We start from the raw sequence: 16,690 nt of genomic DNA on the forward strand, positions 1-16,690 counted from the left end.
TTACCGCGCCAGCCGGTCCAGGATCTTCGGTCCCAGGTCGGTGACGTCCCCGGCCCCCATGGTGAGAACGAGATCGCCGGGCCCGGCCATTCCCGCGATGACCTCGGGCACGGCGTCCTTGCCGCCCTCCGGTTCGGAGTGCACCCGAGCGCCGTGCCGGGTGGCGGCGTCGGTGATCAGCGCGCTGGTGACGCCGGGGATGGGGTCCTCGCGGGCGGGATAGATCTCCAGCACCACGGAGGCGTCGGCCAGGGCGAGGGCCTGGCCCATCTCGGTGCCCAGTTCCCGGGTGCGGCTGAACAGGTGCGGCTGGAAGACCACCAGCACCCGGCCCTCGCCCGCCGCGCCGCGCACCGCTTCCAGGTCGGCGGTCATCTCGGTGGGGTGGTGGGCGTAGGAGTCGATGACCTGTACCCCGGCCGCCTCGCCCTTGAGCTGGAGGCGGCGTCCGACGCCGGTGTAGGAGCCGAGCGCCGTGGCCAGTGCGGCGGCCGGGACCCCGGCCGCGACGCCGGCGGCGAGCGCGGCCACCGCGTTGTGGGCGTAGTGGCGGCCGGGTACGGAGACGCCGAAGGCCAGCTCGGAGCCGTCGGCCAGTCGCACGGTGACGGTGCTGGTCAGGCCGTGCGGGACGACGTCCAGGACACGGACGTCCGCCTCGGCCGACTCGCCGTAGGTGACGATCCGCAGGTCGGCGCGGCCGCGCAGTCGGGCGGTGAGGACGCGGGCGCCGTCCTGGTCGGCGTTGATGATCAGGGTGCCGCCGGGGCGCACGGCGGCGGTGAACGTCTCGAAGGACTCGTAGATCTCGTCCATCGAGGCGTAGTTGGCGTGGTGGTCCAGCTCGACGTTGAGGATCACCGCGACCTCGGGGGTGTAGCGGTGGAAGCTGCGGTCGCTCTCGTCCGCCTCGGCGACGAACAGCTCGCCCTTGCCGTGGTGCGCGTTGCTGCCCGGGCCGTCCAGGTCGCCGCCGATGGCGTAGGAGGGGTGCAGGTCCAGGGTGCCGAGCGCGACGGCGAGCATGGAGGTGGTGGTGGTCTTGCCGTGGGTGCCGGCCACCGCGATGGCGCGGCTGTCGGTCATCAGGGCGGCGAGTGCCTCGGAGCGGTGCACCACGGGGATGCCCTGGGAGCGGGCGGCGGCCAGCTCGGGGTTGTCGTCGCGGATGGCGCTGGAGATGATCACGCAGCTGGTGCCGTCAGCGAGGTGTGCGGCGTCGTGGCCGATGCGGACGGTGGCGCCGAGCTCGCGCAGGGCGGCGGCGGTGGCCGATTCACGGAAGTCGCTGCCGGCCACGAGGGCGCCGCGCTGGGTGAGGATCTTCGCGATGCCCGACATGCCCGCGCCGCCGATGCCGATGAAGTGGGGCCGTTCCATGGCGGGCGGGATCGCCGGTGTCATGCGTGTGTCTCCCTTGTCCCTGGTCATCCCTGGTCTGCGCCGATCATCCCTGGTCTGCGCTGCCGCTCGATTGTCGCACTCCGGTCCGGGGGCGGGCGCACCGCGCGGGTCACTCCGCGTGGGCGAAGAGTTTGAGGACCGGCACGTCGACCTTGTGCCGGGCGCGGGAGGCCCAGTCGCGGTGGAAGAACTCCTCGACCAGGTGCGGTGCGGTCAGGACGATGACCTCGTCGGCCGAGGTCTCGGCCACGACGGCGGTGAGCAGTTGCAGCGGGTGGCTGTCGACGAGTTGCCCGACCGCGTGCGCGCCGGCCTCGCGCAGGGCGGCGACGGAGTGGGTCAGCGCCCGTTCGGCCGGTTCGCGGGCGGCCTCGTCCTCGGGTTCGTCGGCCTCGCGTCCGGCGTCGCCGAATTCGCCGAGGGCCACGTCGTCGAGGGCGCGCAGCAGCCGGTCCTGGTCACCGCGTGGCTGCATGAGGACGATGAAGGACATCTCCTCGTCCCCGTGGAGCGTGGTGACGAGCTCGACGTCGGTGGGCACCAGTGGCTTTTCGATCATGAGGATGCTCGTGAACATGGTCAGCGCCCTTCTTCGCGGCCGGGTCCCGCCCGGTGCAGCAGAAACCATCCTTCCCCGTGGACGCACGGGGTGTCGCGCCATCAGTCTGCCCACATCAGGATAAGCGGAACGTTCCATTCCGCAGATTGTCAGACCCTCCGGTATCGCCCGAACAGAAAGCCGGACTCCTCCAGCAGCGAGGTCAGCTCCAGCTCGCGCGGCACCTCGATCCCCGGGCCGCTCATCACCCGCCCGGCGGTACCCACCGCGTACCGCGGCGAGGTGGTCAGACACAGCTCGTCCAGCGCCCCGGCCTCGGCGAAGGCCCCCAGCAACCGCGGACCGCCCTCGGTCAGCAGCCGGGTATAGCCCCGCCTGACCAGCTCGGCCTTCACCCGCAGCGGATCCACCTCGGCCCCCTCCCCCACCGTGATCACCTCCGCGCCGGCCGCCCGGGCGGCGTCCAGGCCGTGCCGCGGGGCGGCGGGACCGGTGATCAGCATCGTGGGCACCACCGGCTCCGTGAACAGCGGCAGCGAGAAATCCAGGTGCAGGCTCGCCGAGACCACCGCGATCGCCGCCACCGGCGTCTGCCCCTCCTCCGCCCGGCGCGCGGCGAACTCCGCACGCTCCCGCGCGGGCCGGTAGCGCTCCTGCCGTACGGTCTCGGCGCCCACGATCACCACATCGGCCAGCGCCCGCAGCACCCCGAAGATCCGCATGTCCGCCGGGTGCGACAGCGGCTGGGAGCGACCGCCGTGATGGGCCGCGCCGTCCACCGAGGTGACCATGTTGGCGCGCAGCCAGCCCTGCCCGTGCAGATGCTCCTGCGGGTAGGCGTAGACCCCGGCCAGCTCGGCCGGCTCCCAGGGACGGTCGAGGGCGTCATCCGGAACATCGAGGGCGGGAGGCAGCAGGCGTCGCATGGGGCGCAGTGTGACATACGGTCCCACCACGGCCGGCGCGCACGCCCCGTAAAATGGAGGATTGTGTCCAGCACCGCCATACCCGAGTCCAGCAGCGGGACGACCGCCCCCGCCGCGCTTGCCGACCGAGCGCCCCAGGTGCCCGCCGACCGGCTGGTGGCCGAGCTCGTCCCGCCGCCGCGCTTCGACGCGGTGCGCTTCGCCACCTACGTACCGGACCCCGGGCAGCCCTCCCAGGCCGCTGCGGTGGAGGCGCTGAGCGGCTTCGCCGCCGGTCTCGGCGCACCGGCCGCCAAGGCCGGCGGGCGGCGCGGCCTGTGGCGGCGCGCTCCGCGCACCCCCGCGCCCTCCGGCGCCCGCGGCATGTACCTGGACGGCGGCTACGGCGTCGGCAAGACCCATCTGCTCGCCTCCCTGTGGCACGCCACCGACGCCCCCACCGAGCTGAAGGCGTTCGGCACCTTCGTGGAGCTGACCAACCTGGTGGGCGCGCTCGGCTTCCAGCAGACGGTGAAGACCCTGTCCGGGCACCGGCTGCTGTGCATCGACGAGTTCGAGCTGGACGACCCGGGCGACACCGTGCTGGTGTCCTCACTGCTGGGCAAGCTGGTCGCCGAGGGTGTGGCGCTGGCCGCCACCTCCAACACGCTGCCCGGCAAGCTGGGCGAGGGCCGGTTCGCCGCGGCCGACTTCCTGCGCGAGATCCAGGGCCTGTCCGCGCACTTCACGCCGCTGCGCATCGACGGCGAGGACTACCGGCACCGCGGGCTGCCCAAGGCACCGGAGCCACGCACCGACGACGAGGTGACGCGGGCCGCGTACGCCACCCCCGGCGCCTCGCTGGACGACTTCGGCGATCTGCTGGACCACCTGGCCCGGGTGCACCCCAGCCGGTACGGGGCGATGTGCGAGGAGCTGACGGCGGTGGCGCTGACCGGCGTACGGCCGGTGGCCGACCAGTCCACCGCGCTGCGCCTGGTGGTGCTCGCCGACCGGCTGTACGACCGGGAGGTCCCGGTGCTGGCGTCCGGAGTGCCGTTCGACGAGCTGTTCGGCGAGGAGATGCTGCGCGGCGGGTACCGCAAGAAGTACTTCCGGGCCATCTCCCGGCTGACCGCCCTGGCCCGCGACGCCGGGCGGCTGGTGCCCGCCCCCTGACCGCCACCGACTGATCCCCACCGCCCGACCCCGGTGGCGGGCCCGCCCGGGCGGGCCCATCATCGGGACATGGCGACCGAGCTGCGTGACCTGCTGCGGGTGACGCCGGGCGGCAAGGCGGAGCTGACCGGCCGCGACCCGGACGACACCCCCGGATTCAAGGGCAAGAAGGCCAAGGCCCGCACCGAGCTGGACGCGATGGCGCCGGTCCTGGCCGACCTCCAGGAACGCCTGTTCGCGGCGAGCACCGGCGGCGACCGGCACCGGGTACTGCTGGTGCTCCAGGGCATGGACACCGCGGGCAAGGGCGGCACCGTCAAGCATGTGATCGGGCACCTCAACCCGGCCGGCTGCCGGATCAGGGCGTTCAAGGCACCCACCCCGCAGGAGCTGGGGCACCACTTCCTGTGGCGGATCAGCAACGGCCTGCCGGGCGCCGGGGAGGTCGGCATCTTCGACCGCTCGCACTACGAGGACGTGCTGGCGGTGCGGGTGCACCATCTGGTCGACAAGGAGGTCTGGTCGCGGCGGTACGCGGAGATCAACGCCTGGGAGGAGGCGCTGACCCGCGACGGCCTGGTGCTGGTGAAGGTCTTCCTGCACATCGGACGGGACGAGCAGCGCGACCGGCTGCTGCGCCGCCTGGACCGCAGCGACAAGCACTGGAAGTTCAGCCGCAACGACATCACCGAGCGCGCCCTGTGGCCGCACTACCGCAAGGCGTACGAGGCGGCGCTGGAACGCTGCTCGACCCGGGCCGCACCCTGGTACGTCGTGCCAGCCAACCACCGCTGGTACCGCAACTGGGCGGTCAGCCGGCTGCTGCTGGAACATCTGCGCGAGATCGACCCGCGCTTCCCGCCCGGCGACTTCGACGTGGAGGACGCCCGGCGCCGGCTGCTCGCCGAGTGAGACGGGGCGTCCGGTTCAGCCGGGGCGCCGCGCGGCGCCCCGGGCCACCGCCGCGAACACCGCCGCGGTGATCAGCGCCGCGATCAGCCGCAGCAGGGGTGGACTTGCCGCTCCGGTTCCACCCTCGATGCGGATCAACGCGCCCGCCGGCAGGGCCAGTTCGACCTCACGCAGGGTCCAGGGCCCCACGCGTCCCCGGCGGCGCCCCACCCCATCGGGTCGCATGGCGGGACGGTACGCCATCGCGCTGCCCCGCCTACACTTTCCCCTCGTGCAGGAGATCGAATATCAGCTGCGGCAGCGCCGGTCCTCACTGATCATCGCCTGGGTGCTCGGCGGCGCCGGGCTGCTGTCGCTCGCGGTGATCACCGTGCTGCTGGCCACGGGGCGGGAGCGGGAGTGGCCGGTGCTCCTGGTCATGTGCAGCTTCCCGGTGATGATGAGCCCGGCGATCCCGTGGATCATCTGGCTCGCGCACGGCCGCACCGTCGTCGACGCCCACGGCATCCGCACCTCACGCCCGCTGCGGCACCGCTCCTGCCCCTGGCAGGACGTCGCCCACATAGGGATCAGGCGCAGCGGATTGCCGGGCCAGGAGGAGCTGAAGATCGTCGTCACCCGCACGGACGGCCGGCCGCTGAAACTTCCGGCGCCGCGCGACTACACCGCCGCGCCCGATCCCGGTTTCCCGCAGGCGTTCCACGAGATCGTCCAGCGGTGGCGGACGGCCACCAACCCGTACCGGCGGCCGTCCCCCTGACGTACGCCGCTCAGGCGAGCGAGGCCACCAGTTCGGAGACCGACTTGCGGCGCCCGGTGTAGAACGGGATCTCCTCCCGCACGTACAGCCGCGCCTTCGAGCCGCGCAGGTGGCGCATCAGGTCGACGATGCGGTGCAGTTCGTCCGCCTCGAAGGCCAGGATCCACTCGTAGTCGCCGAGCGAGAACGAGGCGACGGTGTTCGCCCGGACGTCGGGGTAGCCGCGCGCCATCTTGCCGTGCTCGGCCAGCAGCGTGCGCCGCTCCTCGTCCGGCAGCAGGTACCAGTCGTAGGAGCGCACGAACGGGTAGACGCTCACGTAGTCGCGGGCCTGCTCGTCGGCGAGGAACGCCGGGATGTGCGACTTGTTGAACTCGGCGGGGCGGTGCAGCGCCATGTTCGACCACACCGGCTCCAGCGCGCGGCCCAGGCGGGTGCGGCGGAAGAGGTTGTACGCGTCCTGGAGGGCGTCCGAGGTCTCCGCGTGCCACCAGATCATCACGTCGGCGTCGGCGCGCAGCCCGGAGACGTCGTACGTGCCGCGTACGGTGATGTCCTTGCCGGCCAGCTGCTCGAACAGCTCCGTGACTTCCTCCGCGATACCGTCGCGGTCCTCGGGCAGCACGTCGCGCAGCCGGAACACCGACCACAGCGTGTAGCGGATGACCTCGTTCAGGTCCTTGGCCCGCTTGCCGGCGTTGGGGGTCTTGTCGGATGCAGTCGTCATGTCCGTCATCTCCTACTCTCCTGTGTCCTCGCGCGGGCCCGGAGCCACGGTGCGCAGCAGTTCCTCGGCGGCCCGTGTCCCGCCCGCCACGCATGCCGGGATGCCGATCCCGTCGTACGAGGCGCCGCACAGCCGCACTGCGGGCAGTGCCGCCAGATATCCGCGCACCCGGGCCGCCCAGGCCACATGGCCGACCTGGTACTGCGGCAGCCCGTCGTACCAGCGGGTGACCACCGAGTCGACGGGTTCGGCCGCCAGGCCGGTCGCCTCGCCGAGGTCGGCGAGGGCGGCGCGGACCAGTTCGGCGTCCTCCCACTGGAGCGGGGTGCTCTCCCCGTAGCGGCCGATGGAGGCGCGCAGGACGAACAGTCCGGGGTCCGCCGCGGCGGCCCAGCCCCACTTGGCGCTGGTGAAGGTGGCGGCCTTGATGGTGCGGCCCTCGACGGCGGGCACCAGGAAGCCGCTGCCGCGCGGCAGCCGGGCCAGGTCGGCGCGCCGGAAGGCGAGGGTGACCAGGGCCATCGACGCGTAGTCCAGGGCGGCGAGTTCACGGCCCGCGGCGGGTGCCTCGGCCGCCAGCAGCCGGGCGGCGGCGCTCGCGGGCACGGCCAGGATCACGCCGTCCGCCGTCAGCGAGCGGCCGTCGGCCAGCTGGGCGGCCCAGCCGCGCGCGGTACGGCGCAGGCCGGTCACCGCGACGCCGCTCTCCAGGGTGGCGCCGGCCGCCCGGCAGGCGGCGGCGACGGCTTCGGGGAGCCGGCCGATGCCGCCCTCGATGCCGTTGAAGACCGGGCCCGCGGGCTTGCCCTCGCGGGCCTCCTCCTGCTGCCGCTGCACGGCGCGCACGGCGGCCAGCAGCGAGTCGTGGGTGCGGGCGGCCTCGTAGAGGTGGGGGACGGCGGCGCGCAGCGAGATGCGGTAGGCGTCGCCCGCGTAGACGCCGCCGAGCAGCGGCTCGACCAGCCGGTCCACGACCTCGTGGCCCATCCGTTCGGCGACCAGGGCGCCGATGCCGATGTCCTCGCCGACCCGCAGCGGCGGCAGTTCGCTGTCCCGGGCGATGCGGGCCACACCGGTGTCGGAGAGCACTCCGGTGAGGGCGGCGGCGGTGCCGGGCACGCCCATCACATGGCCCTTGGGCATGGGGCGCAGCGCGCCGCCGGTCCAGATCGCGGCGCCGACGGGGGCCGGCGGGTGCAGCGCGCCGCCCAGGCCGGCCGCCTCGGCGAGGTCGATGGCCTCGGGGCGGCGGGCGAGGATGGATTCGGCGCCCAGGTCGACGCGCAGGCCGGCCACCTCGCCGGTGCGCAGTTTGCCGCCGAAGCGGCGCTCCGCCTCCAGGACGGTGACGCGGACGCCGGATCCGGTGAGCCGGTGGGCGGCGGCGAGTCCGGCGATGCCGCCGCCGATGACGATCACCTGCATGGTCAGCGGGCGGTGCGCTCGTGGACGTACTCGGTCAGCCGGGTCAGGGCGTCCGGGTCGGTGTCCGGCAGGACACCGTGGCCGAGGTTGAAGATGTGGCCGGGCAGTGCGGCGGCGGCGTCCAGCACCCGCTGCGCCTGGGCCTCGACGGCGGCGCGCGGGGCGAACAGCACGGCGGGGTCGAGGTTGCCCTGGACGGCCTTGCCGCCGCCGATGCGGCGGGACGCCTCGTCCAGCGGGATGCGCCAGTCGGCGCCGACGACATCGGCGCCCGCCTCGCTCATCAGCCCGAGCAGTTCGCCGGTGCCGACGCCGAAGTGGATGCGGGGCACGCCGTGGTGCTCGACGGACCGGAAGACCCTGGCGGAGTGCGGCAGCACGTGGGCGCGGTAGTCGGCGGGGGCCAGCGCGCCCACCCAGGAGTCGAAGAGCTGGACGGCGGAGGCGCCGGCCTTGATCTGCACGTCGAGGAAGGCGGAGGCGATACCGGCGAGCCGGTCCAGCAGCGCGTGGAACAGCTGCGGGTCGCCGTACATCATGGCCTTGGTGTGCTCGTGGTTGCGGGAGGGCCCGCCCTCGATGAGGTAGCTGGCGAGGGTGAACGGCGCTCCGGCGAAGCCGATCAGCGGGGTGGCGCCGAGCTCGGCGGTGGTGAGCCCGATGGCCTCGGTGATGTACGGGACGTCGTCGGGCTCCAGGGGCCGCAGCTGCTCCAGGTCGGAACGGTCGCGGATGGGGCGGGCCACCACGGGGCCCACGCCCGGCTTGATGTCGAGGTCGACGCCGATGGCCTTCAGCGGGACGACGATGTCGCTGAAGAAGACGGCGGCGTCCACGCCGTGCCGGCGCACCGGCTGGAGGGTGATCTCGGTGACCATGTCGGGCCGTGTGCAGGAGTCGAGCATCGTGGTGCCGGCCCGCAGCTTGCGGTACTCGGGCAGCGAGCGCCCGGCCTGGCGCATGAACCACACCGGGGTGTGCGGCACCGGTTCCCGGCGGCAGGCCCGCAGAAACGGGGAATCGGTCAGGGCGCGGTCCTGCGACTGGCTGCTGTGGGTCACACGGGAAAGTTTCGCACGACGCGCGGATTGACCCGCACCCCCGGGGTGTGCTTCGCGGTACGGGGCCCGGGCGGCGTGGCCTCGCGGTGATCGGCGCGGCGAGGACCTAGGGTTACCGGCCATGGCAGCGTCACGAATTGAGCCGACGGAGGATTCCGGAGACATGAACGGCCCCGGCGCTGAGGCTCCTTACGCGTTCCGGCGGGCGGTGGCGGCGCTCGGCGCCGCACGGCCGCGGCCCGAGGTGCGGCTGGCACCGATGCCGGCCCCGCGCCGGCTGGCCCCGTACGCGCACGCTCTGGAGGCGGAGGTGACGGTCGACGGCGCGGAGCTGGCGGACGGCCGGTTCATCCTGCTGCACAGCCCGCAGGGCGACGAGACCTGGCGCGGGGACTTCCGGGTGGTGACCTTGGCCCGTGCCGATCTGGACCCGGAGCTGGGCGCCGATCCGCTGCTGCCCGAGGTGGCCTGGTCGTGGCTGATGGAGGCGCTGGAGGGGCGGGGTCTGGCCCCGCTGGAGGAGAGCGGCACGGTGACCCGGGCCGGCTCGTACTTCTTCGGCGGGCTCGGTGACCGGCCACCGCGTACCGAGGTGGAGCTGCGGGCGTCGTGGACCCCGCGCGACCCGGAGGAGGCGGGCGGCCATCTCCTGGCCTGGTGCGCGCTGTTGGCGCAGTGCGCGGGGCTGCCTCCGGAGACGGCGGGGGGCACGGTGGCGGCTTTTCCCCGCCGGCGGGGGCCCCGGCCGGTGTAGGGAGGCAGGAAAGCGCACAACGGGCCGTATGACAAGGAGAACCGAAGGAGAAACCTACGAATCACCGGTTCGTGATCATTCTCTAAAGGCCCAAGGAGTTCATGCCGAAGGAGTCAATGACCCTTCCATCCGGATCGCCCCGGCTTCACCAGATAAGTCGGCTCCGTCCCCATCCAGCCCGGAGGCCCGGTGTCAGTTCTCCTCGAGCACCCCACAAGCCTGGTGGCGTACCGCCCCAACAAGCCCACCGCGATGGTCGTCGTCGCCGACCCGCGTGTGCGTTCCACCGTGACCCGCCATCTGTGGGCGCTGGGGGTGCGCGACGTGATCGAGGCGTCGTCCATCGCGGAGGCGCGCCCGCGGGTGGCCAATCCCCGTGACATCTGCGTCGCCGATGTCCACCTGCCCGACGGTTCGGGGCTGACCCTGCTGTCGGAGACCCGGGCGGCGGGCTGGCCCAATGGGCTCGCGCTGTCCGCCGCCGACGACATCGGCGCCGTCCGCAACGCGCTGGCCGGCGGCGTCAAGGGGTACGTCGTCACCGGTACCCGCAACAACCTGGGCCCGCCGGCCCGGCACGGCGCGGCGCAGATCGGCGCCGCCGCCCGGATGCACCACCACCGCCGTCCGCCGGGCGCGCCCGCCCACCAGGGTGGCTACCGCGAGCTGTCCGGGCGGGAGGTGGAGGTGCTGCGACTGGTGGCGGAGGGCCAGTCCAACAAGGCCATCGGGGTCTCGATGGGCCTGTCGGCGCTGACGGTCAAGAGCCATCTGGCGCGGATCGCCCGCAAGCTCGGCACGGGCGACCGGGCCGGGATGGTGGCGGTGGCGCTGCGCACCGGCATCATTCACTGAACGTCCGGCGGCCCGGCCGCCGGCCTTCGCCCCGCTGCCCGCGGTGTCCCGGTCGGGACGCCGGCGGGCAGCGGGGCGTTTGCGGTCGGATACGGTCCGACACCGCGCACCGTACGCACACCGTTACCCTTGATGGGTGACCGACGCTCAGCAAACCGCCGATGACGCCGCCCCACCGACCACCGAGGAGACCGGTCCGGCGGCGGTACCGTTGCTGGCCCCCCGGGAGGGCGTTCCCGAGGTCACGGCCGAGGACGCGGCGCTGGAGTCGGTGGTGGCCGCCTTCGCGGCCGGGAGCGGGCCGGTGGCGGTGGACGCGGAGCGGGCGTCCGGCTACCGGTACGGGCAGCGCGCGTATCTGGTGCAGCTGCGGCGCGAGGGCGCGGGTACGGTCCTGATCGACCCGGTGGCCTGCCCCGATCTGAGCGCGCTGGGCTCGGCGCTGTCCGGTACGGAGTGGGTGCTGCACGCCGCGACGCAGGACCTGCCGTGCCTGCGTGACATAGGGATGGTTCCCGAGCAGCTGTTCGACACCGAGCTGGCGGGCCGGCTGGCCGGGTTCGCCCGGGTGGGCCTGGGCGTCATGGTGGAGAACGTGCTCGGCTACAGCCTGGAGAAGGGGCACTCGGCGGTGGACTGGTCCTCCCGTCCGCTGCCCGAGCCGTGGCTGCGGTACGCGGCGCTGGACGTGGAGCTGCTGGTCGATCTCCGCGACGCGCTGGAGGAGGAGCTGACCAAGCAGGGGAAGCTGGAGTGGGCGCACCAGGAGTTCGCGGCGATCGTCGCCGCTCCCCCGGCGCCGCCGCGCAAGGACCCCTGGCGGCGCACCTCGGGGGTGCACAAGGTGCGGCGCCGCAGACAGCTGGCGGTGGTGCGGGAGCTGTGGACCACCCGCGACCACGTGGCGCAGCGGCGTGATCTGTCCCCGGGCAAGGTGCTGGCGGACGCGGCGATCGTGGCGGCGGCGCTGGCGGTGCCGGCCGATGTGACGGCGCTTGCGGCGCTGCCCGGTTTCGGGCACCGGATGGGGCGGCGGCAGCTGCAGCAGTGGCAGGCGGCGGTCGACCGGGCGAAGCGGCTGCCGGAGTCGCAGCTGCCGCAGCCGGGGCAGCCGGTGACGGGTCCCCCGCCGCCCCGGTCGTGGGCGGACAAGGATCCGGCGGCGGCGGCGCGGCTGGCGGCGGCGCGGGCGGCGGTGACGGCGCACGCGGAGGAGCTGCGGCTGCCGCAGGAGAATCTGCTGGCGCCCGACACGGTGCGCCGGCTGTGCTGGGAGCCGCCGGCGGGTGCCGAGCCGGAGCTGGTGGCCCAGTCGCTGCGCTCGCTGGGCGCGCGGGAGTGGCAGATCGAGCAGACGGTGCCGTTGCTGACCCAGGCGCTGGCGGCCGACGCCTGACCGGCGCGTGCGCCCGGCGCGTACGGCTCTGACGGCGCCCGAACGTGCTCCCGCACCCCGGGAGGTGTCGCCGGCCCGGCGCTCCCGGGGATCGCGGATTCCGTGGGCATTGAGGTGCGGATCGCCCTTGCCAGGCAGTTACCCACGAGTAGCATGGGTGGTGGACCGCACACTCCCGCCGGGGCACGTCGCCGAGCCCCGTACTGGCTGACCCCGGCCGGGATCCCACGCGTGGAGGAGAGCCAACGTGCCCCGTACCGTCAGGGATGTCGTCTTCGTCGACGGCGTCCGCACCCCGTTCGGCAAGGCGGGCCCGAAAGGGATCTACCACGAGACCCGCGCCGATGACCTGGTGATCAAGTGCATCAGGGAACTGCTGCGGCGCAACCCCGGACTGCCTCCCGAGCGGGTGGAGGAGGTGGCGATCGCCGCCACCACGCAGATCGGCGACCAGGGGCTGACGCTGGGCCGCAGCGCCGCGATCCTGGCCGGGCTGCCCTCGTCCGTACCCGGCTACTCGATCGACCGCATGTGCGCGGGCGCGATGACGGCGGTGACCACGGCGGCCGGGGCGATCGCGTTCGGCTCCGCCGACGTGGCGGTGGCCGGCGGCGTGGAGCACATGGGCCGGCACCCGATGGGTGAGGGCGTGGACCCCAACCCGCGGTTCGTCTCCGAGCGGCTGGTCGACGAGTCGGCGCTGTTCATGGGCATGACGGCGGAGAACCTGCACGACCGCTTCCCGCACCTCACCAGGGCGCGGGCGGACGAGTACGCGGTGCGCAGCCAGGAGAAGGCGGCCAAGGCGTACGCGGACGGAAAGATCCAGGACTCCCTGGTGCCGGTCTCGGTGCGCCGCACCAGCCCTGAGGGCGGCGAGCTGGGCTGGGGCCTGGCCACCGAGGACGAGCCGATGCGCCCGGGCACCACGCTGGAGGGGCTGGCCGGGCTCAAGACGCCGTTCCGCCCGCACGGCCGGGTCACCGCGGGCAACTCGGCGGGCCTGAACGACGGGGCGACCGCCTCGCTGCTGGCCGACGAGGACACCGCGCGGGAGCTGGGGCTGACCACGCGGATGCGGCTGGTGTCGTACGCCTTCGCCGGGGTGGATCCCGAGGTGATGGGCGTGGGCCCGGTCCCGGCGACCGAGAAGGCGCTGGCCAGGGCGGGCCTGTCCATCGGGGACATCGGGCTGTTCGAGGTCAACGAGGCGTTCGCGGTGCAGGTGCTGGCGCTGCTGGACCACTTCGGGATCGCGGACGACGACCCGCGGGTCAATCAGTACGGCGGGGCGATCGCCTACGGTCACCCGCTGGCGTCCTCGGGCGTCCGGCTGATGAACCAGCTCGCCCGGCAGTTCGAGGACCAGCCGCAGGTCCGGTACGGGCTGACCACCATGTGCGTGGGGCTCGGCATGGGCGGCACCGTGATCTGGGAGAACCCGCTGTGGGAGGGCAAATGAGCACCACCGTCGCCACGTCCGAGCTGCTGAAGGGCGCCGCGGAGCGGTTTCCGGGTGAAGTGGTCACCCAGGCGCAGGTACGTCATCTGGATCTGCCGTCGAACGGCGGCAGGTTCGCGCTGATCACGCTCGAAAACGGCTTCGACCACAAGAAGCCCACCACCTTCGGGCCGCGTTCGCTGGCGAACATCGACGCGGCCATCGACCAGGTCGCGGCGGAGGCCGCCGACGGCTCGATCGTGGGGGTCGGGATCACCGGCAAGCCGTTCGTGTTCGCGGTGGGCGCCGACCTCAAGGGCGTGAGCGAGCTGCGCACCCACGAGGAGGCGCTGGCGATCGGACGCGGCGGACACGAGGTGTTCAAGCGGCTGTCCGCGCTGCCGGTGCCGACCTTCACCTACTACAACGGCGCCGCGATGGGCGGCGGGGTCGAGATCGGGCTGCACTGCACCTATCGCACGGTCTCCCGCTCGATCGGCGCGTTCGCGCTGCCCGAGGTGTTCCTCGGTCTGGTGCCCGGCTGGGGCGGCTGCACGCTGCTGCCGCAGCTGATCGGCGCCGAGCGGGCCGTCTCGGTGATCATCGGCAACGCCCTCAACCAGAACCGGCAGCTGAAGGGCCCCCAGGTCCACGAGCTGGGGATCGCGGACGCCCTGTTCGACGCGGCGGACTTCCTGGAGCAGTCGCTGGTGTGGACCTCGGCGGTGCTGCGCGGCGAGCTGGTGGTGGCGCGCCAGGAGCCGGACCGCGGCGAGGCCTGGGACGAGGCGGTGGCGGGGGGCCGGGCGCTGGCCGACTCCAAGGTGCACGGGGCGGCACCCGCCGCCTACCGGGCGCTGGACATCATCGACCAGGTGCGCGACGGCGACATCGCCGCCGGGTTCGACGCCGAGGACCGGGCGCTGGCCGACCTCATCCAGGGCGACGAGCTGCGCAGCGGGATCTACGCCTTCAACCTGGTGCAGGGCCGCGCCAAGCGCCCGGCCGGGGCACCGGACAAGTCGCTCGCCCGGCCGGTCACCAAGGTCGGCGTGGTGGGTGCGGGGCTGATGGCCTCGCAGCTCGCGCTGCTGTTCGCCCGCCGTCTCGAGGTGCCGGTGGTGCTCACCGACATCGACCAGGAGCGGGTGGACAAGGGTGTCGGCTGGGTGCACGAGCAGATCGACATGCTGCTGCTCAAGGGCCGGATCAAGCAGGACCGGGCGAACCGGCTGAAGGCCTCGGTCACCGGATCGCTGGACAAGGCCGCCGCCTTCGCGGACGCGGACTTCGTCATCGAGGCGGTCTTCGAGGAGATGGGCCTCAAGCAGCAGGTCTTCGCGGAGCTGGAGGCGGTGGTGCCGCCGCACGCGATCCTGGCCACCAACACCTCCTCGCTGTCGGTCACCGAGATGGCCGCCAAGCTGGAGCACCCCGAGCGGGTGGTGGGCTTCCACTTCTTCAACCCGGTCGCCATCCTGCCGCTGCTGGAGATCGTGCGGGCGGAGCGTACCGATGACGCGGCGCTGGCGACGGCGTTCGCGGTCAGCCGGAAGCTGAAGAAGACCTCGGTGCTGGTGAAGGACGCGCCGGCGTTCGTGGTGAACCGCATCCTGACCCGGTTCATGGGTGAGGTGCTGCGGGCGATCGACGAGGGCACCGAGGTGCCGGTGGCCGACCGGGCGCTGGCGCCGCTGGGGCTGCCGATGTCGCCGATCGAGCTGCTGGAGCTGGTGGGCCCCGCGGTGGCGCACCATGTGGCGGGCACCCTGGAGCGGGCGTATCCGGACCGGTTCACGGTCTCGGCGAACCTGGGCCGGGTGGTGGAGGCCGGGAAGAAGACCTTCTACCGCCACGAGTCGGGCAGCCCGGAGCTGGACCCGGAGGTGCTGGCCCTGTTCGAGGTGGCCGACGCGGCGCTGACGGAGGAGCAGGTACGGGACCGGGCGCTGGACGCCATCGCCGAGGAGATCGGGCTGATGCTCGACGAGGGTGTGGTGGCCGAGCCGCAGGACATCGATCTGTGCCTGATCACGGGTGCGGGCTGGCCGTTCCACCTGGGCGGCATCACCCCCTACCTGGACCGGGCCGGGGTGTCCGAGCGGGTACTGGGGCGGCGGCTGCTGCCCCGGGGCGTCGCCTCGGTACCGCAGTAGCGGGAACGTGGGGGGCGCCCGGCGGTCTGCGGACCGGCCGGGCGCCTTCGCGCGTGGGGCCTGGCAATCCGGCGAGCCGGACATATCATCGGTTGACATGCCATACCTCACGTTCCGTCTGTCGCGCAGGCTGCGTCACATCCTCGGCTGGTCCCTGGCCGGGCTGCTGGTGGTCGCCGCAGGCACGGGGTTCTGGTTCTACCGCCAGATCAACGGCAATCTGCGCAGTGTCGACATCAACGCCGAGCTCGGCGAACAGGACCGGCCGCAGCCCGACCCGGAACAGCCCGCTCAGGACGTCCTCGTGCTCAGCACGGACTCCGAGGCCGGCCAGCAGTCCGCCATGGTGGTGCACCTGCCCGACGACGGCGGCGCGGTCACCGTCGTCGCCCTGCCGGGCGACGCCCCGGTCCCCCTGCCGCGCTGCGCCGGAACGGACGGGGAGGCGGCCGGCGGGGAACTGGCGTTCGGGGACATCTACGCACTTGGCGGCCCCAGCTGCGTGGTCCGCAGCGTCGAGAAGATGAGCGACATCCGGATGGACCACTATCTGGAAGTCGATTTCGCGCGCTTCGGCCAGCTCGCCGACGCGGTCGGCGGAGTGACGCTCAGCCTCCCCGAGCCGGTGTACGCGGCGGACGGCGGCCTCGTCCTCGACAGCGGCACCCACACCCTCAGCGGCGCGCAGGCGCTGGAGGCGGCGCGCGCCGCGCAGCCGGCCGAAGGCGACCCGGAGCTGCGCGAACGGATGCTGCTCGCGCTGCTCACCGAGGTCGACTCCGAGGGCATGCTCTCCAGCCCCGCCAAGCTCTACCGGCTGGCGGACGCCGCCACCAAATCGCTGACCACCGACGCGGAGCTGGGCTCGCTCACCGACCTGCTGGACTTCGCCCAGCGGCTGAGCGGGGCGAACACCGGCGAGCTGCGGACCGTCGCCCTGCCCGCCCCCGGCGCGGCGGCCGACAGCGTGTGGGAGGCGCTGCGCACGGGGACCCCGGTGGAGGAGGACGCCGCAGGACAGGCGCCGTGACCCCGGCGCCCCGTGTCGGTGGAGCCGTCCGGGCGAACGTCGGCGGAGGGTGACGCGGGCCCGAGCGGGGCGGAGCGGTGGTTGCGGGACCGGCTGCGGGGTACCCGCCGCCGGTGGCCGGGGTGC

16 protein-coding genes are annotated in these 16,690 nt (G+C 73.2%); 9 read left to right on the forward strand and 7 right to left on the reverse strand.

Annotation, left to right across the window (positions count from 1 at the left end; translation table 11 throughout):
• The 3 genes from murC to H7827_RS04660 all read right to left on the reverse strand — a co-directional run bounded on the left by murC (nucleotide 1) and on the right by H7827_RS04660 (nucleotide 2,889).
• On the reverse strand, nucleotides 1-1,404 hold the full coding sequence (gene murC, locus H7827_RS04650) for a UDP-N-acetylmuramate--L-alanine ligase (RefSeq protein WP_432742918.1): 1,404 nt from the start codon (nucleotides 1,402-1,404) through the stop codon (nucleotides 1-3).
• A 109-nt stretch (nucleotides 1,405-1,513) separates the two neighbouring features.
• Complete coding sequence (locus H7827_RS04655; protein ID WP_030730482.1) at nucleotides 1,514-1,981, reverse strand: hypothetical protein; 468 nt, start codon at nucleotides 1,979-1,981, stop codon at nucleotides 1,514-1,516.
• A 131-nt stretch (nucleotides 1,982-2,112) separates the two neighbouring features.
• Complete coding sequence (locus H7827_RS04660) at nucleotides 2,113-2,889, reverse strand: pyrimidine reductase family protein (RefSeq protein WP_200363515.1); 777 nt, start codon at nucleotides 2,887-2,889, stop codon at nucleotides 2,113-2,115.
• 60 nt (nucleotides 2,890-2,949) lie between these two features.
• Between H7827_RS04660 and zapE the strand changes: the two genes are divergently transcribed.
• Together zapE and H7827_RS04670 are read left to right on the forward strand one after the other, a co-directional pair.
• Nucleotides 2,950-4,047: a cell division protein ZapE gene (gene zapE / locus H7827_RS04665; RefSeq protein ID WP_386541771.1), complete on the forward strand. Its 1,098-nt coding sequence runs from the start codon at nucleotides 2,950-2,952 to the stop codon at nucleotides 4,045-4,047.
• 69 nt (nucleotides 4,048-4,116) lie between these two features.
• A complete protein-coding gene (locus H7827_RS04670) occupies nucleotides 4,117-4,959 on the forward strand; it encodes a PPK2 family polyphosphate kinase (RefSeq protein ID WP_432742921.1) in 843 nt (280 codons plus the stop codon).
• Nucleotides 4,960-4,974: 15 nt separating this feature from the next.
• Here H7827_RS04670 and H7827_RS04675 read toward each other — a convergent pair whose 3' ends face one another.
• A complete protein-coding gene (locus H7827_RS04675) occupies nucleotides 4,975-5,184 on the reverse strand; it encodes a hypothetical protein (RefSeq protein WP_432742923.1) in 210 nt (69 codons plus the stop codon).
• A 46-nt stretch (nucleotides 5,185-5,230) separates the two neighbouring features.
• On the opposite strand from H7827_RS04675, the gene H7827_RS04680 reads away from it, so the two are divergent.
• A complete protein-coding gene (locus H7827_RS04680; protein ID WP_432742925.1) occupies nucleotides 5,231-5,719 on the forward strand; it encodes a PH domain-containing protein in 489 nt (162 codons plus the stop codon).
• 10 nt (nucleotides 5,720-5,729) lie between these two features.
• Here the strand turns inward: H7827_RS04680 and hemQ are convergent, their stop codons facing one another.
• From hemQ to hemE, 3 genes are read right to left on the reverse strand one after another with little or no spacing between them, the layout of a single operon-like run.
• Nucleotides 5,730-6,446: a hydrogen peroxide-dependent heme synthase gene (gene hemQ, locus H7827_RS04685; protein ID WP_432742927.1), complete on the reverse strand. Its 717-nt coding sequence runs from the start codon at nucleotides 6,444-6,446 to the stop codon at nucleotides 5,730-5,732.
• A 12-nt stretch (nucleotides 6,447-6,458) separates the two neighbouring features.
• The gene (gene hemG / locus H7827_RS04690; protein ID WP_432742929.1) at nucleotides 6,459-7,871 is read right to left on the reverse strand and encodes a protoporphyrinogen oxidase; all 1,413 of its coding nucleotides are present in this window, start codon (nucleotides 7,869-7,871) and stop codon (nucleotides 6,459-6,461) included.
• A 2-nt stretch (nucleotides 7,872-7,873) separates the two neighbouring features.
• A complete protein-coding gene (hemE, locus tag H7827_RS04695; RefSeq protein ID WP_386541773.1) occupies nucleotides 7,874-8,899 on the reverse strand; it encodes a uroporphyrinogen decarboxylase in 1,026 nt (341 codons plus the stop codon).
• 196 nt (nucleotides 8,900-9,095) lie between these two features.
• Here hemE and H7827_RS04700 point away from each other — a divergent pair, with 196 nt between their 5' ends.
• The 6 genes from H7827_RS04700 (at nucleotide 9,096) to H7827_RS04725 (ending at nucleotide 16,564) form a co-directional block, all read left to right on the forward strand.
• Entirely contained in the window at nucleotides 9,096-9,686 is a 591-nt protein-coding gene (locus tag H7827_RS04700; RefSeq protein ID WP_174864337.1) for a DUF3000 domain-containing protein, read from the forward strand.
• Nucleotides 9,687-9,875: 189 nt separating this feature from the next.
• Entirely contained in the window at nucleotides 9,876-10,541 is a 666-nt protein-coding gene (locus H7827_RS04705; RefSeq protein WP_026047480.1) for a response regulator transcription factor, read from the forward strand.
• A gap of 136 nt (nucleotides 10,542-10,677) precedes the next feature.
• Nucleotides 10,678-11,937: an HRDC domain-containing protein gene (locus tag H7827_RS04710; RefSeq protein ID WP_030730468.1), complete on the forward strand. Its 1,260-nt coding sequence runs from the start codon at nucleotides 10,678-10,680 to the stop codon at nucleotides 11,935-11,937.
• A gap of 247 nt (nucleotides 11,938-12,184) precedes the next feature.
• Nucleotides 12,185-13,399 (forward strand): thiolase family protein, encoded by a 1,215-nt coding sequence (locus H7827_RS04715; protein ID WP_386533889.1) that lies wholly within the window; start codon nucleotides 12,185-12,187, stop codon nucleotides 13,397-13,399.
• On the forward strand, nucleotides 13,396-15,534 hold the full coding sequence (locus H7827_RS04720) for a 3-hydroxyacyl-CoA dehydrogenase NAD-binding domain-containing protein (protein ID WP_432742932.1): 2,139 nt from the start codon (nucleotides 13,396-13,398) through the stop codon (nucleotides 15,532-15,534). The genes H7827_RS04715 and H7827_RS04720 overlap by 4 nt, the downstream gene beginning before the upstream one ends.
• Before the next feature lie 97 nt (nucleotides 15,535-15,631).
• Nucleotides 15,632-16,564: an LCP family protein gene (locus H7827_RS04725; protein WP_432742934.1), complete on the forward strand. Its 933-nt coding sequence runs from the start codon at nucleotides 15,632-15,634 to the stop codon at nucleotides 16,562-16,564.
• Nucleotides 16,565-16,690 lie beyond the last annotated feature (126 nt).

Origin of the sequence: Streptomyces sp. JH002 (assembly GCF_050916115.1) — a bacterium.
In the GTDB taxonomy this organism is placed as follows: domain Bacteria; phylum Actinomycetota; class Actinomycetes; order Streptomycetales; family Streptomycetaceae; genus Streptomyces; species Streptomyces xiamenensis.